Consider the following 24,822-nt stretch of genomic DNA (forward strand, 5'->3'; position numbering starts at 1 on the left):
TCCGTACGCGTCGTTCATCGCGCCGCCAGGCGCGCAAACGTGGCCTCTAACTCAGGCGGCTTACGCATACCCTGGTGTAGCTCCAGAACGCGTCCTTCGGGGTCAATCAGTACGGAGGTCGGCGTGCCGATCACCTGATAACGTTCCTGGGTAATGTTGAGCTGATCGCGCACCACCGGATAGGTTATCTGATGTTTTGCCAGCAGATCGTTGATCCTGACCGTTTCAGGGTCGGTATTGACCGCCACAACCACCACTTTATCGCCCCATTTTTTGCTCAGCGCTTCCAGCGTGTCCATTTCCGCCAGACACCCCCCGCATCCCGCAGACCAAAAATTCAGGTACACCGCCTTTCCTTGCCAGCGTTCAAGGCCTGACTCCTGGCCTTGCAGGTCAAACGCCGCCAACGCCGGGGCCGGTTCCCCGACCGCCAGCTTTTCTTCTTTACACCCGCTTATCAGGATCGCCGCCGCGAGTAACAGCACATTATGCCAGCGCATGTTGATTGGCCTCCTCACCCAGATATTTACCGTGTTGCAGCCGCAGAATACGGTCGGCAAACTGCCCAAGCGCAGGGTTGTGCGTCACCATCACAATCGTGCGCCCCTGACGATGCAGATCGGTGAGCAGATCCAGCACCCGCTGCTCATTCTCTTCATCCAGGTTGCCCGTCGGTTCATCCGCGAAAATAACCGGCGGTTCGTTGACCAGCGCCCGGGCGATACACACACGCTGCTGCTCACCACCGGAAAGCTGGCTCGGCAGGTGCGTCACACGATGCCCAAGCCCTACCTGTTCCAGCACCTTCCTCGCCGCCGCTTCATCCACCACGCTGTGGTAATGCTGGGCGAGCATGATGTTTTCCAGCGCAGTTAAGAACGGGATCAAATGGAACTGCTGAAATACCAGGCCGATTTTCTCGGCGCGAAAGCGACGGCGCCCCTCTTCATCCAGCGCGGCGGCATCGGTGCCATCAAGAAACACCTGCCCTTCCGTCGCCGTATCAAGGCACGTCAGAATATTCATCAGCGTGGTTTTACCAGAACCAGAAGCGCCCATAATGGCGACAAATTCACCCTGCGCAATGCGCAGATTAATGTCATCCAGGGCGGTAACGTCACCGAACCGTTTGTATAAGTGGCGGGTTTCGATCGCCACCTGAGGGATATGCGTAACGGACATGGCGCTACTCTCCTTTCAGCACTTTAGCAGGCTCGACGCTTACCGCGCGTCGCACCGGAACAATCGCCGCCAGAATGGCGACCAGTAAAGACAACACCAGAGTAATGGGCAACACCGGCAAACGCAGCGAAATGGCGGCATTAAACACCGTTAATCCCAACAGTTGCGCCAGCAAATATCCCAGCACCCAGCCGCACGCCACCGCCGCCAGCGCGATGATGCTGGTTTCCAGCAGAATTTGCCGCACGATATCGCCGTTGCTGGAACCAAGCGCTTTTTGCAGCGCAAACTCGCGCGCCCGCTCGCCGACAATCGCCATCAGCGTGGTATTCACGCACAGCGAAGAGAGCGCCAGAATCACGATCGAGACCAGCCCCATCAGACCTTTAATTTTATCCAGCACCTGCCCTTCGGAAGCAGAGACCTTACGCACCGGACGAATCTCCAGATCAGGATACTGCGCCTGCAACCGGCTGGCGTAGCTCTCCACCTGGCCGACATCGTTACTGACGCTCAGCAAGCCGTGGCTGATTTTGCCCGGCTGATGCAGCCAGGCCTGCGCCACGTCGAGGCTGACGATCAGCATGTTGTCCGTCGCATCGCCAGACTCCACAATGCCTTTAATCTGCAAATTCTTACGCTGATTGTGATCCACCAGCGTGATGCTGTCGCCCGGCTGCACGTTGAGGCGTTCCGCCAGTTTGACGCCGATCATCGCGTTACGGTCGTCAAAACTGACGCCAATCCAGCTACCGGTGACCTGCCAGTACGGCACCAGTTTTTGCAGCGACTCGAACCACACGCCAACCATCACCACTTTTTCCAGCTCGGTGCGCGCCATGCCGTACAACCACGGACTGGCGCCATGCACCAGCCCCTGCGGCGCCTGATCGAGAATGCTCTGCAACTCCTGCTGCGGCATACTGGAACCGTGCCCCGGCCCGATGTAAAAATTCGCGCCGAAGGTGCGCAGTTCTTCGCTCATTTTGGTGTTAATGTCGAACCAGACGGCAGAAAGCGCCGTCACGATGGTCGCCCCCACCATCAGCGCGGCAAACACCACGCTGACCCGCTGAAAACGCAGACGCAGCGCCCGCCACACCAGCAGCCAGAGCATGGTACGTTTAGCGGCCATACAGCACCTCCACAGGATACAGTCGGGCAATCCGCCGGGCCGGGAACCAGGTGCCGATCAACGCAATCAGTACCGCAATCACCAGTACGCACGGCACCACAATCCAGGCAAAATTAAGCGGCGCGTCGAAGAGCATGACGCCAATCGCTTTCGCCAGCCCCCACCCGGCAATACATCCCAGCGCGCCGCCAGCCAGCCCGCTGGACGCCGCTTCCAGGTAGAACAGCAGCATGATTTGCCACTGTCGCGCACCCAGCGCTTTCATCAAACCGATCTCTTTGGCGCGTTCCATAATGGTGCTGGTCATCAGCGAGGCGATCCCCATTGCGGAAGCCGCCAGCGCCGCGACGGTAACGACCGCCATCAGCAGCTGAATTTTATCGATCACCACCCCTTCGGACGCCGCGACCTGCCATACCGGGCGCACTTCCGCACCGGAAATCGCCTCTTCCAGCTGATGCGCGATCGACGACACATAGGCCGTGCAATACCAGAGGTCGTACTCTTCGGCATTGAGCGCGTCCAGGTTTTCCCGCGCGCGGCGGGACAGTTCGTTTTCCGGCACCGTCAGCGCCGAGACGCGAATCGCCTGCACTTTTCCGGGTAGCCCCAGCAGGTGCTGTACCGTGCTTAGCGGCATCACCAGTTGGTTATCTTCATCGCCGCCGCTGGAGAGGATACCGCTGACGGTGACCTGCACCGCTTCGCCTTCGGTACGTAATGTCAGCTTATCACCGGGTTTCCAGCCCATTTGCCGCGCCAGCGCGTGCCCGACTAAGGTCTGCGGCTCTGCGCCTGCCGGTTCCTGCGGCCAGTCGCCGGTCACCTGCCAGTAAGGGCTGACCGTTTTCTGCCCCGTCTCATATCCCTCTTCATCAGGAATATCCACTGGCTGACTGAAGAAGGTGCCCAGAATCCGCACCGGTTCTCCCTCCACGCTGGCTTCGCCGCCGAGCATCGGCGCAAACCCGACAATGTTGTTTCGCCAGAAGATATCTTTGATGTTCGGCAGCTCGGCTTCATCAAGAAAATCCTGACCGGAAAGCGGATTACTGCTCTCACTAAACAGCGCGGGCAGCGCAGCCTGTCCGGCGGGTTCAATCAAAATGTTCGCACCATAAGACTTCAGCTCTCTGGACATTTTGTCGCCGATATCAATGGACACCGCCAGCAGCGCCGAGATCAGGCTGGAGGCCAGAAAAACGGTGATTATCGCCAGCACTTTGCGGCGTAAATTGCGCCCCCAGGATTGTCGTAACATCCGCCACAGCATGATTATTCCTCCCTCATGTCGGCAGGAACAAACTGCTCCGGCGTTTCACGGAAGCGTTCATAGTTAGCCTCTGACGAGAAGAACCAGGTCTTGCCGCCATAGCTGTATTTGTAATCGGCTGAGGTATTAGTCAACGTTGAACCATCGACCGGATCGGTCACTTTAATAGTCATGACCGTCGAGAAGTAGTTCACCCCTGTCGCCAGTTCTTTACCGGGGATCACCAGCTCTTTTTCATCATTGTGCCAGTTTTCAATCGGCACCGGGTTACAGCCACCGGCCTTGCCGATAGACGGAATAAAAATATGCACTCCGCAGGCGACGCAGATGACCTGATTGCCCTCCATGACATAACCCTGATCGCCGCACAGCAGGCAGGCGTCGAACACCACGCCAAAACGCAGCTTGTCGGGATAGCGGTTAATCACGAAGAAGCGCACCGCTTTGCCATCGTCCGCCACCCAGACGAAACGATGCAGTTTACCGTCACGAAGCTGTTCGACCGGCAGGCGCACCATGCCATCGCTCCCCAGCGTTACGGGCACGGCTTCAGAGAGTTGCGGCGGCTGCGAGGCCACTTTATCCCACCACAGCTGGCCTGCGATAACGACCACCGCGCAACCGATTGTGACCAGCCACAGCCGCAAAGCGTTGCGACGCTGCGCCAGCGCCAGACGGTGAGCGATCGGTTCTTCGGTTTCCCGCGTCTGTCGAAAAGCCCGCAACAGCGCCGGAAGCCAGCACAGCGCCAGGGCCAGCAGCAGCGCGGCTCCCGCCCAGTTATACAGCGCCGTGTTATTTGTGACTTTCGCCACGAAGCTCAGCAGTGATTTACCCAGCGGAACAACCTGTAATTTCATCAGCAACAGCAGCAGGTTGCCGCTCAACGGCAGCCAGATCATCACCAGCAGAATCAGCGTTAACGGCCAGTACAGGCCGCGAATACGCCGCAGCAGCATCGCGCAGAGTACGCCCGCCAGACAGAGGATCGCAAAAGCGAGAACGACGGCCGTCAGGTTTAACAGCAGGTCAGTATTCAGCACATGCGTACTGGTCAACCCGCCCAGATTAGGGTCCAGCGCCCAATGGCGGGCAGCACCAAAAATCAGAATCCCCTGCCACAGATAGCGGATACGCGTTGAAGCCCACCAGAAACTGAGGACAAACAGCAGCGATACCATGACCTCCGCCCCAACCAGCAGCAGTTGTACCGGTTGGCTGCCGTGAATAAACAGTCCCGCCAGTACGCCGGCAATCAGCCCGGTCAGCAGCGTCCAGGTCAGTGGACGTAAAGAGGGAGGATCGTTTCGACTCCAGAGAACACCGGAAAGAAGCGCAATGCAGAAAAAGACCTGTAGCGTCGTGACGAAAAAGTAACTCATAACTTCGACTCTGTACGGCGGGTTGAATTAAGCGACGGGCATATGATCGGTCTGACCAACGCGCCAGAAGGGGGAATCCTCCTGGCGCGTTGGTTAGTCGGTTTTAGTTCAGACCGACATATTTAAACTCGTAGCTCACATCAAACGGTTTCCACCAGCGGCCTACGCCTGTTTCGCTGTCAGTATGGCGATGCATCCCGGCTTTTGACGGCGGTTCAATGTGGTAGGTCACTTTATAGTTGCCCACGCCCATCATTTTGATGTTCGCGCCATAGTGCGGGCCGTCGCTGGCAACCATCGGCATGAAGGTGCCTTCCTGTTTTTCGCCCGTGTCGTTGTTGACCAGGGTGTAGCTGATGGTCAGGTACGGGATCCATTCCCCTGCGCCAAAACCGTTTTTATTGCCTTCTACAGCGTGGATATCCGCTTCAAGGTGAACATCGGCTTTTGCTGCCGGTAAGCCCATGCCGCGCGGTTCCATATCAATCGGTTGCAGGTAAACGGCCGCCAGCTCCATTTCATTCATGGTGACAGGCTCGCCTGCCGGGTACTCTTTAAAAGCAAACGCGGCTGGCGCAGTGAAAATGCTGGCCATCACTGCGCTGGCAATCAGGGTTTTCTTCATGGTCATCAAACGTATCCTCTCGTCTAAAACAACGGCTATACAACGATTATGGGTTATTTTTTATCGTCTCCCCGGGAACCGCGCTTTTGCGCCGCATCACCCACAGCGCCACCAGCGCCGCGAGCAGCAATACGACCTGCGGTAACAACGTTTCCACGTAGGGATAAATCCCCAGCCAGCTGATTTCAGGGAAGCCGTTAATCAACGTAGGCTGGAACAGTTTGCCTTCCACCAGTTCCAGAACGCCTTTGCCCGCAAAGACGAAGGCCATCAGATACATGAAACTGCCGGTAAACATAAAGAAGGGTTTCAGCGGCAGGCGCACCACTGAGTAACGCATCACCAGCCAGGCGAGCAGCAGCACCACGCAGCCAATCACAAAACCGGCGCCAATCGCCATATGGCCGGATACCGTGTTTGCATCGCCAATCAGAGCGTAATAGAACAGCACCGTTTCCGCCCCTTCGCGGTACACCGCCAGGAAGCTGGTCAGCCATAGTCCGACCAAAGAGCCTCGCGACAGGGAATGAGACAGTTTGCCTTCCAGCCAGGCTTTCCAGTGGCGCGCTTCCACTTTGGACAGCAGCCAGTAACTCATAAAGAACAGCATCACGACGGCAATCAGCATCGTTATGCCTTCCAGCAGTTCACGGCTGGCGCCGGAGTTAGTAAACAGCATCTGGAAGATAGCGGCGGTGATGACGCTGGCGATCAGCGCCACAATTACCGACTGGCGAATAAGCGGCAGCTTATCCTGATGGTTGTTTTTCACCATGTAAGCCACGATTGCCGCCACAATCAGCAGCGCTTCCAGCCCCTCGCGCACGATGATCATCAGACTATAGAGCAGCAGACTCCACTGGGTTTCTTCGCCTTCGCCCAGCATCGTCACGGCTTTTTGCAGATCCTGCGCCAGCGCGCTGGCCTCTGCATTCAGGCGCTCAACCGGCTGACCGGCCTTCATCAGACTGACCAGGCGGGTAAAATACGCCTCCAGCGTGGTTTTAAATGCCGAATCGCGAGAGCCGATTTTGTTTTCCATGCCGCTGGCTTCGAAGCGGTCGAAGTAGGTATCCTGGATATCCAGAATCGCATTCTTCGCATCGCCGCCCTGATAGCGCGCTATCGCGTCCTGAATGCTCTGGTTAATGCCCGTCGTCACCTCAGCCCAGTCGGTACGGTTATTTCCCTCGTCCGCCGCCGGAATGTTGTCTGCGCTTTGCGCTGCGGCAACCTGCTGATCGTCACGGGTAGTTGGCAAGCCGGGTAAGATATCCTCGATATCCTGTAGCAGCGTAGTGACCTGATAAGAGACATCGTTGAGATGGTCAGGTTGCGCGGTCAGCGCAATCAGGGATGAGAATTGTTGGTTAATGGCGGCGGCATCTTTTGCAGAACGGTTTTGTCTGAGGGACATCTCCATCTCAGAGTTTTTAAAGCCCTGATAGTGCGCCTGTTGAACGTGCTGACTGGCAACGCTGTAGTTCCCGGCCTGATATTCAGTGACCGCCTGCGCCAGCAGATCGTCGATCGTCCTGAAACTCTCCTGCCAGTGAACGGCAATGTCGTCTCTGGACAGCGCGTTGTGCTGCTCTTCGGCCACCAGACGATGTCCGCCATCCAGCACCGGTTCCACTTCGCGCAGTGCGGCTTTCAGCCAGTCAATGCGCGCCTGAACGTCAGCGAGCGGTTTTTTCTCGCCAATCATCCGACGGATCTCGCCGAATGCGCTCTCCATCTCGTAACTTTTGCGCGCGGAAATGTTGATGCGGATCGGCCCTTCCAGGTTCTCGAACACCTCGAAATAGGCCATTTGTACCGTGCGGCGCGCCTCGTCGGTATGCTGTTGCTGATAAAGTTCCGCTGTTTTATCAAGACGTTGTTCGATATCTTCAATCAAAGGCGCATAATTCGTCGACGCCCAGACACTCATGCTTATAAACAAGCCAAAGAGAGTAACCAACAAAGAGTTACGGAAGTTACGCACGTGCACACCGCCAAAGAATACAAATGATAATTATTATCATTATATCTTTTTGTCGCGTTGTACATGACCTGGATCATAAAAATGTCAGCAGACGACAAGTTATGTAAACTTATTTCATCAAATCGTGATGAACACACACATTATGCGTTGATAAAAGGGACGTTATCTCCCTGTTTTCCTCATGGAATTAACGGCAAGGCAGGCGCGGTAACAGAGGAATAAATCCCCCTGCCGACAGTGATGTTATTCATTGTCGGCAGGCAGAAATAAAACGCGTTATTGCGTACAGCAATATTCAAAGATTAAGGTTATTTCGATCGCTGGCAAGACGCTGTAAGAATTGACCATATCCCTGCGGCCCCATCCAGTAGTTAATACTTTTCTCAACGCCGGTTGATGTCAACGTCGCACCGGAAATACCGTCAACGGTATATTCATCGGCATGTTCAGGTTTATCCTGTACTATTTTCAATGCAGGATGTCCGCTGTTATCTAATAATCGTTTCCCTGGCCACTGTTTGCGCCAGCTGGCGTCTTCCACCCTAGCCCCCAGAAACGGCGTTTCCCGTTGCTGATAATAATACAGATTTCTCACCGTACGACCGTCCAGCCCCAGAGCAAGAAACGCATGCATCATGGATTTCGCGCCCTTACCGGTAACCGGAATGATAACCTGCTGAATTTCATTATTTTTATCTTTCACAAAGAACACATCCGCCACCGTACAGCGCTGACGAACCTGCGCTGGGTCGCGTTCAGGGGCGAGTTTTTCACACTTCTGACGTGCGGCGTCCGCACTGCTGTCAGCCACCAGCTCGCCGGAATCTAAATTAACATGGCGTTGAATAATATAACGATGATAGAGCGTTTCGACTGATTTTTTATCCTGGGCCTCTGATTTCATCAGGCCCGCTGCGTGTAAAATCGCCGCCTGTTTTTCCTCCCCTGTCGGCTCCGTCATTTCTCCCTGGAACAGCATAAACCATGCTGCCGCCGCAACAAAAATAAGGACACAAAGCACCATCATTGATGCAACAATAATTTTACCCTTGCGCATTGAATTGTTATCCCTGTCAAAATGGAAATCGAAAAAATCGCCTGAACGTATCACAGACTTTCATTCAATTAAAACAGATATGCCATTATCAATTCAGGTTTGCAACGTCAGGCAGCGGTAAAAAATAATAACTGGCGTCAGTAAAAAAGCAGTAAAAATAACAGAAAACACGCTCTCCGCTCGTTTTACACATCCTGACAATAGGTTAAAAAATGCCGGGTTTCCCCGGCACGCTATCAAAACATGGCTGCCCGCCACAGACGTAACTTCATGCCCCAGTAGCTGGTCCAGCCGCTGGTCGTGGTTACCACCTGCCCCTTCGACACCACTACCAACGTTGGCGTGACGCTGATTTCCCAGTTTCGTGATATCTCACCGCCGCTATCATTCACGACGGGGAACGTCACCCCTTTACGCGATAACCAGCGGGAAACCTCCCCGTCATTACCGGAACGCAGCGCGATGGTCATGACGTTCTCCCCTTCCGACTGCAAACGGGCGACATCCGGCGTAGTGAAACGGCAGATACCGCACCAGCTCGCCCAGAAGTAGAGCAGCACCGGGCGCTCTTCACTGATCGACGCCAGCGTTACGGTTTCCCCGTCCAGCGTATGCAGCGGCGTGCTGTCAAACATGGCCGGCATCTGCGGAGAACGCCAGACATCCAGCAGGATTATCACGCCAGCCAGCAGAACCAGCAAGATCGCGCCTTCACGCAGCCAGCGGCGCAGTTTACTGAGCATGGGCCACCGCCAGTTTTTCTTTCACCACCGCCTCAAGGGTCTCCCACGATACCGCGCCGGGGATCATCTCGTCGCCAATGATGGTTGCCGGCGTCCCCTGAACGCCAACCAGCCGGGCAAGTTGCAGATTGGTGCTCAACGTCTCCATGCTTTTCTCATCCAGCGTAACCGGCGTGGCGGCGGACTTTTCCTGCGCCTGTTTAATACTGGCGGCGGTGTGGTAGCCCTTTTTCTGCATCAGTTTCTCATGTAGCGCTAAAAACTGCTGCGGGCGCTCACGCCAGGTGGTTAACGCGGTACGCGCCGACAGTACCGAGCTTTCGCCCTTAAACGGCAGCGGCTTAATCACTACCGCGACCTGCGGATACTTTTGCACGATCTTCTCCAGCAACGGATCAAGCTGCTTGCAGTACGGGCAGTTGTAGTCCGTAAAGTTGACGAGCGTCAGCGTCGCCTTCTCCGCGCCTATCCGTGGGCTGGCAGGATCGTTAAACAGCGCTTCCTGGATCAGCGCTTCAATTTGCTTTTCCTGCTCCGGCGTAAACGGCGCGGGTTCTTTCGCCACGCTCAGACCGGTAAACAACGCTAACAGCATAATCATCAGATATTTCATGGCGTAACTCCTTTCGCATCGCGCAACGTTTGCAGCACCGCATCGCGCGTCAGCAACGTGGGCAATGACTGACCCTGCGGTAAACCGGGGCCATAAATCTGGTTAAACGGCACAGCCACCTGGCCGCGTTTTTTCAAAAAGTCGGTGATGTCATCCGCAGGTAGCGTCCAGTCGCCGCGCAATGCGACAACATCCGGCTGTTGCAGCGCATCCTGTATCTCTTCTCGCTGTAACACGTTGTACTTATTGACCTTGCAGGTAATGCACCACTCAGCGGTAACGTCAATGAATACGCGTTTGTGCTGCGCAAGCGCGTCCTGGATCGCCTGTTCACTCAACGGCTGCCAGACGACGCGCTCTTTCACCGGGCTGCCTGTCGCGTATCCCAGATGCGGCAGCAGAAGCGTCGCCAGCCAGATTGCCGAACCGAGCATCATAACGCCCAGTACGCGCCGCAATCCGTTCATCCAGCGTCCGGGACGCGGCAGGCGCAGCGCCAGACTAGGGCGTAGCGCGACAAACAGCCACGGCAGGCTCATCCCCACCCCGAGCGCCAGAAACAGCCCCCATAACACCGGGAAGGAGGCCGTCAACGCCACCGCAACGGCCGTCCCGAGAAACGGCGCGCTGCACGGCGTCGCCAGCAGCGTGGCAAACGCGCCCTGCCAGAAATGACCGGCCATCCCGTTGCCGCCGTGGGTGGCAAGTCGGGTTGTCATCGCGGAAGGCAGACGGAATTCAAACAGCCCGAACAGGCTGGCGCTGAAGATCAACATCACCAGCACCATAAACCCGATAAACCACGGGCTCTGGAACTGAATGCCCCACCCGAGCGCCTGATGGGTCAGCCGCAGAACGGTCATTAGCATCGCCAGCGCCATAAAAGAGGCAATAATCCCGGCAACCGACGCCAGAAACTGCCGCCGTATCCGCTGACGACTTTTCTCTTCGACGAGCAGAATCGAGCCGAGCTTCATCCCCAGTACGGGCAGCACGCAGGGCATCAGGTTGAGAATCAACCCACCCGCCAACGCCATCAACATCACCTGCCAGAGCGGCAGTTCGGCGCTATCGGCCATTTTTGCCGTCGTACTGCCGATCGCCAGGGTACTTTCCTGAGCCACGCCGTCATTCGCCAGTACCAGCGTGACCGTTTGACCACGCAAATCGGGCGCCCCTTCTCCCCAGCCGTCGCTGACAGGAACCGTCGCCAGCAGTTTTTCACCCTCAACACGCAGTTGCGGCTTGCCAAAATCAGCGTTATCAACAGCGTCGAGAAACAATGCTGGCGATGACCAGCCTCCGGCACGCGTGGCTTCAACCACCAGCGCACCAGGACGAGCGCCCACGCTGAGCGTCTGCGTCAGCCCCCGGGAGAGCGGGATCTGCCCCATCGCCTGGGCATAGTCATGCGCGAACGCCGGGTCATGCGCCGAAGGTTTGAGGGTAAAGGGGTAATCGGTCAACAGGCAGACATTGCTGCAAGTGGACAAGGTCAGCACACCGCTGAGCATCGCGGGTGACGGACCGCGAACCGCCATCGGGAAGGTCACGCGGTGGTGATAACCCTGAGTGGTCATACCGGCGACGTCAAAGCGCGACGGCGTCGGCCAGAACCAGTCAACCGCAGGCATATTTTCTTTCCAGGCAATGGCGGGCGCCACGCCCCCTTCCCCCGGCGAACGCCAGTAGGTTTTCCAGCCGTCCTCCAGTTTTACATCCAACAGTAGCCGGGTTTCGCCTTCCGGGGACGTGTCCGCGCGCAGGCGGACGCTGGCATGGTCGTTATCCGGCGAGCGCAGCCAGCCGCTTTCTGCCGCCCACGAGACGGGCAGCCATAGCAATAACAGACAGCACAAAGTCTGCCTGAAAACAGTGATCATATTTTTTCTCCGTGAACAGGTAATTAACAGTCAGCAACGGCCAGACTGTCATTCACGGAATACGCAGAAGCGTAGATGGACTCTGAGTGTGGGAGGCGAGATTGCTCGCGGTGGAAAGAATGGCAGGCGTACGGCGCGTACGGGCGCCAGCAGGGACAATAACAGACACAGCGCGAGAATCGCCCCTTCAAACAGCACGGGCGGCGCGGCAAGCAATGATTTCGCGCTGAGTTCGCATGGCGTCACGGGCGAGGCATCATCAGCAGACGAGCTATCCGCCTGAGTGACGACCGCCGTCGCGGCTGGCGCCATCTGCAAGGCGTGCAGACCCGCCATGCGCTGCGCGGTGCACACTATCACCACAACACATGCCAGGCAGAGGAACCACCATCCCAGTTGTTGACGTTTCGCCATGACATCCTCACTGATTGACGCGAGTTATCTTAGCCACTGACAAGGTTTTAGCAACCTTTGCGCTGTAAAGTTATGTCGGCGTCGCCCCGCTCATTACAGGCGAAACGCATTAGTTTTAATAATGATTTTGCTGTTTTCATACGCATCTTTCGGGTTTACCCTACACTTAACAACGATGACTTTTCCGGGGATTCCCTGCCGTATGTATTGATTTACGCGAGATAACGCTATGGAATTAAAGGATTATTACGCCATTATGGGTGTGAAACCGACGGACGATCTCAAGACTATCAAGACCGCCTACCGCCGACTGGCCCGCAAATACCATCCTGATGTCAGCAAAGAGCCTGATGCCGAAGCCCGCTTTAAAGAGGTGGCGGAAGCATGGGAAGTGCTGAGTGATGAACAGCGCCGCGCCGAATACGACCAGTTGTGGCAACATCGCAACGATCCGCAGTTCAACCGACAGTTCCAGCAGGGCGAAGGCCAGAGTTATAACGCCGAAGATTTTGACGACATTTTCTCGTCCATCTTTGGGCAACACGGCCGACAATCCCGCCAGCGTCAGGCGACGCGCGGCCACGATATTGAGATTGAAGTGGCGGTGTTCCTGGAGGAAACCCTTGCCGAACACAGCCGTACAATCAGCTATAACTTGCCGGTGTATAACGCGTTCGGTCTTGTGGAGCGTGAGATCCCTAAAACGCTGAATGTGAAAATTCCCGCAGGCGTTGGCAACGGCCAGCGCATTCGTCTGAAAGGCCAGGGAACGCCGGGGGAAAACGGCGGGCCGAATGGCGATCTGTGGTTAGTGATTCATATCGCGCCGCATCCTCTGTTTGATATCGTCAATCAGGATCTGGAGATTGTGGTTCCTCTCGCCCCATGGGAGGCCGCGCTGGGCGCGAAGGTCGCCGTACCAACGCTAAAAGAGAAGATTCTGCTGACCATCCCGCCAGGCAGTCAGGCCGGGCAGCGCCTGCGCATCAGAGGCAAAGGCCTGGTCAGTAAAAAACACACGGGCGATCTGTACGCTGTGATCAAAATCGTGATGCCGCCGAAACCCGACGACAGTGCCACAGCCCTGTGGCAGCAACTGGCGGACGCGCAGTCCTCCTTTGATCCACGCAAAGAGTGGGGGAAAGCATAATGGCTAACGTAACCGTCACCTTTACAATTACCGAATTTTGCCTACATACCGGGGTTTCGGAGGAAGAGCTTAACGAAATTGTCGGGCTTGGGGTGATCGAGCCCTGCGAGAACGAAACCGCATCCTGGCTATTTGACGATCATGCGGCGATCGTCGTGCAGCGTGCTTTACGCTTGCGCCAGGAGCTGGCGCTGGACTGGCCGGGCATCGCAATGACGCTGACCTTGCTGGAAGAAAACGACCGGCTACGCCAGGAAAACCGCTTGCTGATACAGCGTCTTTCCCGCTTTATCAAACACCCATAAAATAATAAACGGGGGTTGGCACACTGCCCGCCCCCTTATTTTTATCACCGCGATACGGTAAAAAAACATTTCACCTTCACGCTCCTTAATATAATCCTTTATAGGTACTTCGACATCCATCGTCATTATTCCGTGGCAAAAGCCGTTAATCCGATATAAATCAATTCCTGCCCCCGGGAACCGCCGTAGCATAGTGGCATTCTGAATACATGTTCACAGGGAAATAAAGATCATGGGTGGGATGAAAAGAACGCGCTGGCAGCGTCGACCAGGCACCATCGGCGGTAAATTGCCGTGGAATGACTGGCGAAATGCATCGACCTGGCGCAGGGCGACACAATTTCTGCTCCTGCTGATCAATATTTATATTGGCATCACATTCTATTTTTGGATCCGGTATTACGAAACTGCCGCCGCCAGCGTTTATGTCCCCAGACCCGGTGGTATTGAAGGCTGGCTTCCTGTCGCCGGTTTGATGAACATCCGATACACCTGGGAAACCGGTTTGCTCCCTCCTGTTCACGCCGCCTCCATGCTGCTTCTGGTTGCATTTATCGTCATCAGCCTGCTGCTAAAAAAATCTTTTTGCTCATGGCTGTGCCCTGTTGGCGCGTTGTCAGAGCTGATCGGCAAACTCGGAGAAACGCTCTTTGGGCCGTCGATTACCCTGCCCCGCTGGCTGGATATTCCCCTGCGCGGTCTGAAATATCTGTTATTGAGCTTTTTTCTTTATATCGCGTTATCCATGCCTGCACAGGGTATTCAGATGTTCCTGATGTCAGCTTATGGCATTATTATCGACGTTAAAATGCTCGATTTTTTCCGCAATATTGGAACAACCACGCTTATCTGCGTCATATTTTTCGCCGTCGCCAGCTTATTTATTCGTCATTTCTGGTGTCGTTATCTGTGCCCTTACGGCGCTCTGCTCGGTCTGTTTTCGTTTTTTTCTCCCTTTAAAATCCGCCGCAATGCCGACAGCTGTATTGATTGTGGAAAGTGCGCTCAAAATTGTCCCTCCCGTATCCCGGTAGACACGCTGATTCAGGTCAGAACCGTTGAATGCACAGGCTGCATGACCTGCGTGGAGTCCTGCCCGGTTGCCTCGACGCTCAACTTTTCACTACGCACGCCTTCTGGCGCGCCGGAAGGAAACCGCGAGGCGATAAAACCGTTATGGCGACAGGCCGCACTCTCGGGTGTCGCCATGACAATATTGATACTCGGGATACTTTTTGCCGCTATCGCGATTGCGATGTATGCCGGCGCCTGGGATAGCCCGGTGCCGGAGCATCTTTACTTCCGCTTAATTCCCCAGGCGAGGATGATTGGGCATTAGTTAAGAAATAACGCGCCCACGCTGGCGGTGTTTTCATCCTAAATGGCGCTTTGCCTCCTGGCGCACCCGGTGCAGTACGTGATGTTTGATCCCACTGTAAGCCGGGTGTTCAGCCAGGGTTTCGATATCGCGTTCGCGGCCAAAAGGCAGGATGACCTCCTCAACGATTTTTCCAGGCTTCGCCGACATAATCAGAATACGATCGGCCAGGAACAGCGCCTCTTCTACGTCGTGAGTCACAAACAGCAGCGTGGTGCCGGTGGCAAGCCAGGCATCGCGCAGGAGTTCCTGCATCATCAGACGCGTTTGCGCATCCAGCGCGCCGAACGGTTCATCAAGTAGCAACACCTCCGGCTCCGGCAGCCAGGCGCGGGCCAGCGCTACGCGTTGTTTCATCCCGCCGGAGAGTTGCCAGGGCGCATGATGTTCAAAGCCTTTCAGCCCTACCCGCGTCAGCCAGTCCAGCGCCAGGGCGTTGACCTCATCTTTGTGGTATTTCCCCAGCCGTGGGCCAAAGGTGACGTTTTCCAGTACCGACAGCCAGGGAAACAAATTTGGCTGCTGGAAGATCATTCCCCGGTCTGGCCCTGGCAGTTTCACTGTCTTTCCGCCTGCCGCCACGCGCCCGCGATCCGGCTTGTTGAATCCGGCGACCAGATTCAGGATCGTGGACTTCCCGCAGCCGGACGGCCCCAGCAGAACAACAAATTCTCCTTTCTCCAGAGACAGGCTGATATCGTCCAGCACCGTGAACGGCTGCGGTTTTGCCGCAAAAGAGAGCGATACGTTTTCCAGTGTAATAGCACTCATTACTCTTTCCCCGCCCAGGGCACAAAAAAGCGTTGCAGCCCCAGCAGCAATAAATCCAGTAAATAGCCGATACCGCCGAGCAGCAGGATCCCCAGCATCACGATATCGGTTCGCAGATACGAGCTGGCGTTAATCACCATCCAGCCGAGACCCGAACTGGCCGCCACCATTTCCGCCGCGATGAGCGATGTCCAGCCGATCCCTATCGACAGCCTGACCGTGGTAAACAGTTCCGGCAGCGCATCCGGCAACACCACGCGCAGAAAAATCTGTTTGCGCGACGCGCCGAGCGTTTGCGCCACACGAATGCGTGAGCGGCCAATACGATCGACCGCAGCAGATGCCCCCACGACCACGCTCAGGAAGGTGGCGATGAAGATCAGAAAGAACTTCGACGCCTCACCGATCCCCAGCCAGACGACCGCCAGCGGAATAAGCGCAATCTTGGGTAGCGGGCGCAAAAACTGCACGAACGGATTCAGTACCGCCGCCAGACCTTCCGACAACCCCATCAGCAACCCCAGGGGGATGCCGATGATAATTGCCACAGAAAAAGCGCTTAAGGCCCGGGCCAGGCTGACTGCGACATGCTCCCACAACGGCACCTGACGATAACCATCAGCCAACAGCTCTTCGGTTGTCAGACCGATATCCTGTAGCGACGGCAGCAGCAGCGGGTCCACCCATTGCCGCATCGTCGCCACTTGCCAGACGATAAAGAAAATAGCCACCGAAACGACGCTGATGGCGATGTGATAACTCAATCTCATTGCGCTGCTACCGCCGCGTCACGGATGTAGCGGGAGTTAATGGCGCTGTCCCAGTTCGCCGGGATATCACGTTTGCGGATCTCGCCAATCCCCGCCAGGAAGTCAGAGGTTTTGGTCAGCGCTTTACCAATACCGCTGTCAGTCGTCTGGGTTCCATTGCCAAGCCAGTCCGCCGTACCCTGCTGCGTCAGGGTTGGGTATTCCAGCCCACCCAACGTATTCACGGCAGTCGTCACCGGCGCGCCCACCTCTTTCGCCACAATCGCCGCCGCGCGTTCCGGGTCTTTCTTAAACTCATCAACTTTTTCCTGATGAACGCGCAGGAACGCGCTGACGGTTTGCGGATACTGTTCGGCAAAGGCTTTACGCACGACGTAGTTGTTGTAAATCAGGTAGCCGTCCTTTTGCAGATCTTTGGTCGCGAATACCTGATGCCCGCCGGAGGCTTCAAGTTCCTGAGCAAACGGCGCCCAGACATAGCCCGCGTCGATATCGCCGCGTTTCCAGGCCGCGACCATTTCCGCCGGACGCAGCGGCAATAAGGTTATTTTGCTGCGATCGAGATGGTTAACGCTGATGGCGGCTTCAAGCGCATATTGCGCCGTCGAGTTTGGCGGATAGGCTACGCGTTTGCCTTCAATATCGTTAATACGGGTAATGCCGTCTTTACCAATTAAACGCTCGTAGCTGGCAATCACCCCGGAGACGCCGACAATCTCCACCGGCAGTTTTCTGACAATGCCTGCCGTTGCCGGGCTGGAGCCGAAATTGGCAATATCAATCGCGTTACTGGCAAAATAATTTAACGCATCCGCACCGGACGCAAATTGCACCCATTTGACCTTGCTGTGTAAAGCGTTATCCAGAGAACCATCGGCTTTTGCCAGCATCAGCACCTGAGAACCGCCGCTGTATGCCACGCGGACTTCTGCGGGGGTTTCGGCAAAGCTGGTATTGACCCACAGGCCACCCGCTGCAAGTAATACGCAGAGACTTTTTTTCATTTAATTTATCCTTTAAATAATAACGTTATTAATGCCATGCTTCGCGCTGCGTTAACCATAACCGGGCACACTGTTGCGCCAGCGCTTCTGCGGGATCAATCGACACGGCTAAATGCGGGGATGTCACCTCCGCCAGCGCAACCGGCACTTCCGTGCAGGCCAGCACCAGCCTCTCTGCGCCGCGATCGCGCAATGCCTGAGCCTGTAAACTCAGCAGCTCACCGCCGGTACGCAGTTCGCCGCGTTTTACCGCATAGCACCCCGGCACAAACCACTGCCGCAGCTCCTCTGGCGTCGGCTGCACGCTTTCAATCCCCATAGAGGCGAAACCGTGCTGGAACCAACCGGCATCCAGCGTGCCCTGCGTGGCGATAAGCCCGACCCGGCGGGGCTTCTCTTTCCCTTCAAATACCGCCAGCGTGGCGTCCACAATATGCAGCAACGGCGCGTCGCTGTGCTGCGCCAGCGCCTCATACCAGTGGTGCGCCGTATTACAGGCGATCACAATGTGGCTGGCGCCCGCGCGGTTCAGCTGTTCCACACCGAGCAAGAGCTGCGGCAACGGCGAAGGCCCCGTTCCCGCCAGCGCCTGTTGGCGATCCGCAATTTGCGGCACATTCCACACCACATGGGGAATTTGCTGTTGATCGCTGCTGGCGGGCGTTGCGCGCAGCAATTTATGCATCAAATCAAGCGTCGCCAGCGGCCCCATACCGCCAAGAATCCCCAGCAGAAAAGGTGTGCTCATGATGACAAAGAATCTGCGATGACCTGACGATAGCCAAACAGACCCGCGCTTCCTCCCGTATGGATAAACACCACATTCTCATCCTTGCGGAAATGGCCTTGACGGATCAGATCAATCAATCCGGCCATGCCTTTACCGGAATAGACAGGGTCGAGCAGAATCCCCTCGTGCTGCGCCAGCAGTTGCAGCGCTTCAAGCATCCCCTCGGTGGGCAGACCATAGCCTTCGCCCACATAATCACTGTTGGCGACCACCGCCTCACGCGGCAATTCACCCGGCACGCCGAGCAGTTCCCGGGTCTGCTGCGCCAGACGCCAGACGTTGTGTTCCTGTTTATCACGCGGGGCGCGTACGCTAATCCCGAGGAGAGGAATGCCGCTGTGCGTGGCGGTTAAACCCGCAATCAGGCCAGCCTGCGTGCCTGCGCTGCCGGTGGCATGGACGATATGATCGATACGCAGCCGTAACTGGCTGGACTGCCAAAGCAACTCTTCCGCGCAGGATACGTAACCCAGCGCCCCGATTGCGTTCGAACCGCCACCGGGGATGACATAAGGGGTATGGCCCTGCGCACGCAGGCTTTCCGCATGATGCTCCATTGCCTGCTGCATATCCGTACCACCAGGCAAATGGGCAATAACTTTGCCGCCGAGCAAACCGTCCAGCAGCACACTGCCGGATTGCTGATACTCATCACCCAGCGTCGTGACGCGTTGTTCGAGAAAAATATGCGCTTCCAGACCCAGTCTGGCCGCCGCCGCGACGGTCTGACGCACATGGTTAGACTGCGTGGCGCCCTGGGTAATGATAATATCCGCCTGTTTTGCCTGGGCGTCGCCGAGCAAAAACTCAAGTTTGCGGGTTTTATTGCCGCCAGTGGCAAGGCCGGTGCAATCGTCTCGTTTTATCCAGATATTTGGCCCCCCCAGCAAGCGTGAAAGTTGAGTGAGGGGCTCCAGTGGAGTCGGGAAATGGCCAAAATGAAGCCGGGGAAAACGCGCCAGATGCATAATAACTCCTGTAAAGAATAACGACGCCGCACATTAAAATTCGGCAGCGAGAGTAAGAAAGATTCGTGGAATATAAGAATGACTATATTGATTTTCTCACTCGCGGCTTACCAAGTTTTTCAGCTATGGATATGAGGAAAAAAGATAAAACAAAAAACGATCGCTTTATTTATTCGCCAGCATTCATTAACTGACCATCATGCCGATCCGTTTAAACAAATAACCAAATATGTCTTTTGGTGCGCAGGCACGCTCAGGTATTTAATGCTTCCAGGGCGACAAACGCCTGCCAGCTGACGTCATCAATCCAGATGCCCTCTTCCTGGCGCCGGGCATACGCGCGCAATTCCGGTTCTCCGGGGATCTGCACATCGCGCCCTTCCTGCCCGCTACGAACCCAGTCAACCTGCGCTAACAGCGCCTGTGAGTAATGTTCCTCCTCGCCTAACCGCGCGGGGTCAAATAGAATCGACAGCATATTGTTGATGATTCCGGCACGCGGCGGAATCTGCTGGCTTTCGGTCTCGCCGCCGGTCAGCGCAGCGCCGAGTAAGCTACATATTAGCGACAATCCCGCGCCTTTATGGCCGCCAAAAGGCAGCAAAGCGCCGAGCGGCTCAGTCATTAATGCGGCAGGGTCGGTCGTGGGTTGCCCGTTCGCATCTACCGCGCATCCTGCCGGGATGGCGCGCCCTTCATTCCAGGCGATGCGCGCTTTATTGCCCGCAATGGCGCTGGTCGCGAAATCAAGGATAACCGGAGGGCGGTTCTGTAGCGGTACGCCCACGCAAAAGGGGTTTGTACCAAGCCTGGCGCGCAGCCCATCGAACGGCAACACGGCCGACGGCGCCGCCACGTTAGCAAAATGGATCGAGACCAGCCCGGCGCTCGCCACCTGCTCTGCCCATGCGCCGATCCGCCCAAGATGGTGGGTATTAGACAAGCCAATTATTGCTACCCCAAACTGGCGCACACGCTCAATACCCACGCTCATGGCCTGTTCGCCCAACGCCTGGCCGAAGCCATGTCCCCCATCAAAAGAGACAATCGGCCCGGCATCAGACAAGGTGGTCAGCGTGGCGCCAGGGTTCAAATCTCCCGCCAGAATGGCCCGTATATAGCGAGGCAACAGAGTCACGCCATGCGAGTCGTGGCCTTTTAGTGAGGATTCAACCAGGTTATCCGCTACTTTTTGCGCGATATCAGATCCCGTACCCGCCCGTACCAGATAGCGTTGTAAAAGCGAACGTAAGTGATGATGTGAAAATAATGGCATGATTCTACTCACGGACATTGCCCCTGCAATGGCAAGGGCTATTAAAGAGGTGAGTCCGACTATAGCGAGGATGTATTTGTTACATAACCATGAATAATGACTAAGCTTTTCCGCTTATTAACTAACACACCATGAATATCGTTATTCATTTTCCTGATATTCATTGCCATTTAAATCATTTCCTTTCCCTCTCGCCTCTGCCCATGATTTTTTGCTGAGAAACACCTTTCTGGGGAACAGATATGAATAAAAGAAACAGGGTATTTGCCTGGACGCTGGCGTTTTCCACCCTTGGCGGAGTCAGCCAGTCGGCATTTGCGGAAGGGAACATTAGTATCGCGCAGCAATTTGGCATCGGTTATTTAATTCTTGATGTGGTGCGAGACCAGCAGCTTATCGAAAAAGAGGGGCAAAAAGAGGGGCTGGATATCAAGGTAGAGTGGCGCACGATTTCAGGCGCAACCGGGATGAATGAAGCGTTGCTCTCTGGCGCTCTGGACGTTGCGTCAGCAGGCGTTCCCCCGGTACTCACCCTATGGGATCGCACCAAAGGTAAGCAAAATGTGAAAGCGATAGCCTCGCTGGGATCGATGCCCAATTATTTATTGAGTAATAACCCGGCGGTAAAAAGCATTAAAGATCTGACCGAAAAAGACCGTATTGCCGTTCCGGCGGCTGGGGTCGGTTTTCAGTCTCGTACATTACAAATCGAGACGGCGAAATTATATGGCGACCAGGACTTCAAACGCTTCGATAAAATTAGCGTCAGTTTACCGCACCCGGACGCCAGCGCGGCCTTAATTGCCGGTGGCTCGGAAATTACCACGCATTTTTCCAGCCCGCCGTTTCAGTATCAGGCGCTGGAGCACAGCAACGTGCATAAAGTGCTCAGTTCCTATGATGTGCTGGGTGGGCAGGCGACATTTAATGTTCTCTATACCACCCAGAAATTCCATGATGAAAATCCAAAAACCTATAAAGCGTTTTATCGCGCCCTCAGTGAAGCCGCAAATATCATTAACCGTGACAAAAATGCGGCTGCCGAAACGTATATTCGCGTCGAGAAATCACGGCTGCCCTTACCGCTGGTACAAAAAATTGTTAACGATCCAGAAATCAGCTTTACGGTTTTCCCTGAGCGTACTGGCGTATATGCCGAAAAACTCCATGAGCTTGGCGTACTGAAAAATAAGGCCGACTCCTGGAAAGACTATTTCTTTAACGAAGCATGGGAAAACCCAGGCAGTTAAACCGCGACACCGGAGGCTCTGATGGTCACTCAGCAAATCGACGGCCCGCTGCTACAGGTCAGCAATGTTGATATTGAATACCGTACCCGTGAACGGCAAGTGCGCGCGACGCATGATGTCAGTTTTGATGTCTGGCCTGGCGACCGCTTTATTTTGCTTGGGCCGTCAGGCTGCGGGAAATCAAGCCTGTTGAAAGCTACAGGCGGTTTTCTCGCTCCGCGCAGCGGCCACATTTCACTTGCGGGAACGCCGGTTAGCGCTCCCGGCCCGGAACGCATGATGGTATTCCAGGAGTTTGACCAACTGCCGCCGTGGAAAACCGTGCTGGAAAACGTCATGTTTCCTCTGCTGGCCAGCCGGAAAGCCAGTCGTTCACAAGCAAAAGAGACGGCGCTGCATTTTCTCCACAAAGTCGGGCTGGCAGAATTTGCCGACGCTATGCCCCATATGCTCTCCGGCGGGATGAAGCAGCGCGTCGCCATTGCGCGGGCGCTGGCGATGAAACCACGCATCCTGCTGATGGACGAGCCCTTTGCCGCGCTGGATGCGCTGACCCGACGCACAATGCAGGAAGAACTGCTTGCGCTCTGGGAAGAAGAGCGCTTTACCCTGCTGTTCGTCACCCATTCGATTGAAGAGGCGCTGGTGGTGGGCAGCCGTATCCTGGTGCTTTCGCCGCATCCAGGGCGCGTCAGGGCGGAGCTTAACTGTCATCAGTTCACGCTTAATGATTTCGGCAGCGAGGCGTTTCAGCACGCTGCGCGTCATATTCACCATCTGTTATTCCCGACAATCGGGAACAGTCCGTCTCACTCATCCGGCGAGGAGCCAGAGTATGTCCCAGCCACCGTACATTCGTCCTGAATTCGAACGCGAATTACCGCCGCTGCGCAATCTGCCGGTGGAAACGCCGCTGCCTTTAAACCAGCGCCTGTGGAATCAGACGTGGCTGCGCAAGTGTCTGATTGTCGCCCTGGTGCTGGCGCTATGGGAGATCGCCGCGCGAATCCAGCAAAACGATCTGATGTTGCCCGGAGTACTTCAGACGTTGCAGGCGTTTAGCGAAGACATGCGCAATGGCGAACTGCCGGAAAAAGTCGTCAACTCACTCAGTACCCTGTTGAAAGGGTATCTGGCAGGCAGCGCGCTGGCGCTGATTGCCAGCGCGCTGGCCGTGACCACCCAGTTTGGCCGCGATCTGCTCAGCACATTAACCGCGATGCTAAATCCGCTGCCAGCAATTGCGCTGCTGCCGCTGGCTTTGCTGTGGTTTGGTCTGGGGAATGCCAGCCTGATATTTGTGCTGATACATTCAGTGATGTGGCCAATCGCGCTGAATACCTGGTCCGGCTTTAGCAGCGTACCGGAAACGCTACGCATGGCGGGGCGCAACTACGGCCTCAGCGGGCCACGCTATGTGATCACGATTCTTATTCCGGCATCGTTGCCCGCTATCCTGTCCGGGCTCAAGATCGGCTGGGCGTTCGCCTGGCGCACGTTGATTGCCGCCGAACTGGTATTTGGCGCGTCCAGCGGCGAAGGAGGCCTGGGCTGGTATATCTTCCAGAATCGCAATGAGCTGTTCACCGACCGGGTATTTGCAGGACTGTTAACGGTAATCGCGATTGGCCTGCTGGTGGAAGGCGTGGTATTCGCCAGTCTGGAAAAGATCACGGTGAAACGCTGGGGGATGCAGCGTTAACCCCTCCCCCGCGTTCTTTGCAGCCGGACGTTGTCCGGCTTAGCGCGAAATGGTCTTAGTTCCCTTTTTGCTTTTCTCGTAGCCACGGCGTTCTGGCGATCAAGACCTGCTCACACTTTACCGATAGCGGTTTCATGAAAGACGACAGCCTTTCGATGCAAATCAGAATCCCAAAATACAGCATCACCGCCTGGGTCGCATTCAGTACCGACATATCGATATTGGCGCTGACAAATATCACCACCACATGCTGCAACAGCATAATAATGTAGGCCCGCGACGCCAGGCTGGATAACCCCTGCCGGAAGCGATCCAGATTAAACAGGGGATGAATCAGCGGGTATCCCGCCAGCAGAATGAAGAGGAAGGCCGCAGCAAACAGCAGGCTTGAGGGTTTCAGAGGAAACAGCACTTCCCGAACCGGTAGCTGATCGATATGCGCCACAATCACCCCGGTCACCACCAGCAGCAAGCTGACTGACGCCGCCTGAAGACGGTAGCGCGTGAACCACGGCTGAAAGTGTATGAACAGCATCCCGAAGGTAAAATCGCTCACCCGAACCTGTGCTGACCAGTAAGGGTTCACGATGCTTTTATCATATGCCAGTAGCGTAACGACGACCGCCGCCAGCATCGTACAGACCGGAAAACGGACAATGGCCCAGTAGATCACCGGAGAAACGGCGTACAGCAGGATAATACAGCCAATAAACCACTCTCCGGTGAAGTACGCGGTATTGATGTCGTAGACACCGTGCAGATAATGGTCAAACCCGAGAACGGAAGGCAGCAGCGAGTGAAATGCACGCTTCCCGGCGAGCACGTCAGCCAGCGGATTGCCTGGATAGAGGAAAAACACGCTCAGGATGAGGAACAAGATCGCCATTGAGAAATAAGCGATGTTGTAGGGAAGCAGGATCGAATAGACGCGTTTCAGGTAATACTCCTGTACAGAGTATTTACGCAGCGACAGGTAAGCCAGCGCGCCGGATATCATGAAGAAGAAAGAGACGCCCAGCCGCCCTATTCCTCCGGTCAGGTATTCGCGCGGGAACGTCAACACGGTACTGGTATCGAACATGTAGCTGTAATGCGAGGTGACAACCAGCAGTACAGCCAGAATACGGAGAATATCAAAAAAATAATTACGTGTTGTTTGCATAC

The 24,822-nt window shown here is 55.7% G+C and carries 25 protein-coding genes; 6 read left to right on the forward strand and 19 right to left on the reverse strand.

What is annotated here, in order from left to right; genetic code table 11:
• Positions 1 to 14: 14 nt before the first annotated feature.
• The 12 genes from FD428_RS13025 to FD428_RS13085 all read right to left on the reverse strand — a co-directional run bounded on the left by FD428_RS13025 (position 15) and on the right by FD428_RS13085 (position 12,294).
• On the reverse strand, positions 15 to 500 hold the full coding sequence (locus FD428_RS13025) for a TlpA disulfide reductase family protein (protein ID WP_123907509.1): 486 nt from the start codon (positions 498 to 500) through the stop codon (positions 15 to 17).
• The gene (locus tag FD428_RS13030) at positions 487 to 1,182 is read right to left on the reverse strand and encodes an ABC transporter ATP-binding protein (protein WP_000117262.1); all 696 of its coding nucleotides are present in this window, start codon (positions 1,180 to 1,182) and stop codon (positions 487 to 489) included. Before FD428_RS13030 ends, FD428_RS13025 begins: the two co-directional genes overlap by 14 nt.
• Before the next feature lie 4 nt (positions 1,183 to 1,186).
• A complete protein-coding gene (locus FD428_RS13035) occupies positions 1,187 to 2,317 on the reverse strand; it encodes an ABC transporter permease (RefSeq protein WP_012132912.1) in 1,131 nt (376 codons plus the stop codon).
• A complete protein-coding gene (locus FD428_RS13040) occupies positions 2,307 to 3,590 on the reverse strand; it encodes an ABC transporter permease (protein ID WP_012132913.1) in 1,284 nt (427 codons plus the stop codon). The genes FD428_RS13035 and FD428_RS13040 overlap by 11 nt, the downstream gene beginning before the upstream one ends.
• Positions 3,591 to 3,592: 2 nt before the next feature.
• Positions 3,593 to 4,972 carry a Fe-S-containing protein gene (locus FD428_RS13045; RefSeq protein WP_000119836.1) on the reverse strand — a complete coding sequence of 460 codons (1,380 nt, stop codon included), beginning with the start codon at positions 4,970 to 4,972 and terminating at the stop codon, positions 3,593 to 3,595.
• 103 nt (positions 4,973 to 5,075) lie between these two features.
• Complete coding sequence (locus FD428_RS13050; RefSeq protein WP_012132914.1) at positions 5,076 to 5,603, reverse strand: iron transporter; 528 nt, start codon at positions 5,601 to 5,603, stop codon at positions 5,076 to 5,078.
• 40 nt (positions 5,604 to 5,643) lie between these two features.
• Positions 5,644 to 7,530 carry an FTR1 family protein gene (locus tag FD428_RS13055; protein ID WP_012132915.1) on the reverse strand — a complete coding sequence of 629 codons (1,887 nt, stop codon included), beginning with the start codon at positions 7,528 to 7,530 and terminating at the stop codon, positions 5,644 to 5,646.
• 349 nt (positions 7,531 to 7,879) lie between these two features.
• Positions 7,880 to 8,695: a Na(+)-translocating NADH-quinone reductase subunit C gene (locus FD428_RS13065; protein ID WP_114848397.1), complete on the reverse strand. Its 816-nt coding sequence runs from the start codon at positions 8,693 to 8,695 to the stop codon at positions 7,880 to 7,882.
• Between the two features lie 182 nt (positions 8,696 to 8,877).
• Positions 8,878 to 9,384, reverse strand: coding sequence for a protein disulfide oxidoreductase (locus tag FD428_RS13070; protein ID WP_012132917.1), 507 nt, complete (start codon positions 9,382 to 9,384; stop codon positions 8,878 to 8,880).
• The gene (locus tag FD428_RS13075; protein ID WP_114848398.1) at positions 9,374 to 9,997 is read right to left on the reverse strand and encodes a DsbA family protein; all 624 of its coding nucleotides are present in this window, start codon (positions 9,995 to 9,997) and stop codon (positions 9,374 to 9,376) included. The genes FD428_RS13070 and FD428_RS13075 overlap by 11 nt, the downstream gene beginning before the upstream one ends.
• Entirely contained in the window at positions 9,994 to 11,880 is a 1,887-nt protein-coding gene (locus FD428_RS13080; protein ID WP_114848399.1) for a protein-disulfide reductase DsbD, read from the reverse strand. The genes FD428_RS13075 and FD428_RS13080 overlap by 4 nt, the downstream gene beginning before the upstream one ends.
• Positions 11,881 to 11,928: 48 nt before the next feature.
• Complete coding sequence (locus FD428_RS13085; protein ID WP_047457658.1) at positions 11,929 to 12,294, reverse strand: hypothetical protein; 366 nt, start codon at positions 12,292 to 12,294, stop codon at positions 11,929 to 11,931.
• 229 nt (positions 12,295 to 12,523) lie between these two features.
• Between FD428_RS13085 and cbpA the strand changes: the two genes are divergently transcribed.
• The 3 genes from cbpA (at position 12,524) to FD428_RS13100 (ending at position 15,088) form a co-directional block, all read left to right on the forward strand.
• Positions 12,524 to 13,444, forward strand: a complete 921-nt coding sequence (gene cbpA, locus FD428_RS13090) for a curved DNA-binding protein (RefSeq protein WP_047457661.1) — start codon at positions 12,524 to 12,526, stop codon at positions 13,442 to 13,444.
• Positions 13,444 to 13,749: a chaperone modulator CbpM gene (cbpM, locus tag FD428_RS13095; RefSeq protein ID WP_047457663.1), complete on the forward strand. Its 306-nt coding sequence runs from the start codon at positions 13,444 to 13,446 to the stop codon at positions 13,747 to 13,749. Before cbpA ends, cbpM begins: the two co-directional genes overlap by 1 nt.
• Before the next feature lie 232 nt (positions 13,750 to 13,981).
• A complete protein-coding gene (locus tag FD428_RS13100) occupies positions 13,982 to 15,088 on the forward strand; it encodes a 4Fe-4S binding protein (RefSeq protein WP_114848400.1) in 1,107 nt (368 codons plus the stop codon).
• Between the two features lie 33 nt (positions 15,089 to 15,121).
• On the opposite strand, the gene FD428_RS13105 is transcribed toward FD428_RS13100, so the two are convergent.
• From FD428_RS13105 to FD428_RS13130, 6 genes are all read right to left on the reverse strand, one after another.
• Positions 15,122 to 15,898 (reverse strand): ABC transporter ATP-binding protein, encoded by a 777-nt coding sequence (locus FD428_RS13105; RefSeq protein ID WP_114848401.1) that lies wholly within the window; start codon positions 15,896 to 15,898, stop codon positions 15,122 to 15,124.
• Positions 15,898 to 16,668, reverse strand: coding sequence for an ABC transporter permease (locus FD428_RS13110; RefSeq protein WP_047457674.1), 771 nt, complete (start codon positions 16,666 to 16,668; stop codon positions 15,898 to 15,900). Before FD428_RS13110 ends, FD428_RS13105 begins: the two co-directional genes overlap by 1 nt.
• A complete protein-coding gene (locus FD428_RS13115) occupies positions 16,665 to 17,672 on the reverse strand; it encodes a glycine betaine ABC transporter substrate-binding protein (protein ID WP_049009338.1) in 1,008 nt (335 codons plus the stop codon). The genes FD428_RS13110 and FD428_RS13115 overlap by 4 nt, the downstream gene beginning before the upstream one ends.
• A 28-nt stretch (positions 17,673 to 17,700) precedes the next feature.
• Complete coding sequence (locus FD428_RS13120; protein WP_012132933.1) at positions 17,701 to 18,420, reverse strand: aspartate/glutamate racemase family protein; 720 nt, start codon at positions 18,418 to 18,420, stop codon at positions 17,701 to 17,703.
• Positions 18,417 to 19,430, reverse strand: coding sequence for a D-cysteine desulfhydrase (locus FD428_RS13125; protein WP_114848402.1), 1,014 nt, complete (start codon positions 19,428 to 19,430; stop codon positions 18,417 to 18,419). Before FD428_RS13125 ends, FD428_RS13120 begins: the two co-directional genes overlap by 4 nt.
• A gap of 253 nt (positions 19,431 to 19,683) precedes the next feature.
• Entirely contained in the window at positions 19,684 to 20,706 is a 1,023-nt protein-coding gene (locus FD428_RS13130; protein WP_114848403.1) for a malate/lactate/ureidoglycolate dehydrogenase, read from the reverse strand.
• A gap of 242 nt (positions 20,707 to 20,948) precedes the next feature.
• On the opposite strand from FD428_RS13130, the gene FD428_RS13135 reads away from it, so the two are divergent.
• From FD428_RS13135 to FD428_RS13145, 3 genes are read left to right on the forward strand one after another with little or no spacing between them, the layout of a single operon-like run.
• Entirely contained in the window at positions 20,949 to 21,956 is a 1,008-nt protein-coding gene (locus FD428_RS13135; RefSeq protein ID WP_114848404.1) for an ABC transporter substrate-binding protein, read from the forward strand.
• A gap of 21 nt (positions 21,957 to 21,977) precedes the next feature.
• Positions 21,978 to 22,820 (forward strand): ABC transporter ATP-binding protein, encoded by an 843-nt coding sequence (locus FD428_RS13140; protein WP_101744364.1) that lies wholly within the window; start codon positions 21,978 to 21,980, stop codon positions 22,818 to 22,820.
• Positions 22,792 to 23,658: an ABC transporter permease gene (locus FD428_RS13145; RefSeq protein ID WP_114848405.1), complete on the forward strand. Its 867-nt coding sequence runs from the start codon at positions 22,792 to 22,794 to the stop codon at positions 23,656 to 23,658. The genes FD428_RS13140 and FD428_RS13145 overlap by 29 nt, the downstream gene beginning before the upstream one ends.
• A 55-nt stretch (positions 23,659 to 23,713) precedes the next feature.
• On the opposite strand, the gene FD428_RS13150 is transcribed toward FD428_RS13145, so the two are convergent.
• The gene (locus tag FD428_RS13150; RefSeq protein WP_012132941.1) at positions 23,714 to 24,820 is read right to left on the reverse strand and encodes an acyltransferase; all 1,107 of its coding nucleotides are present in this window, start codon (positions 24,818 to 24,820) and stop codon (positions 23,714 to 23,716) included.
• Positions 24,821 to 24,822: the final 2 nt, after the last annotated feature.

It is taken from the genome of Citrobacter sp. TBCP-5362 (assembly GCF_005406305.1).
Taxonomy (GTDB): domain Bacteria; phylum Pseudomonadota; class Gammaproteobacteria; order Enterobacterales; family Enterobacteriaceae; genus Citrobacter_B; species Citrobacter_B koseri.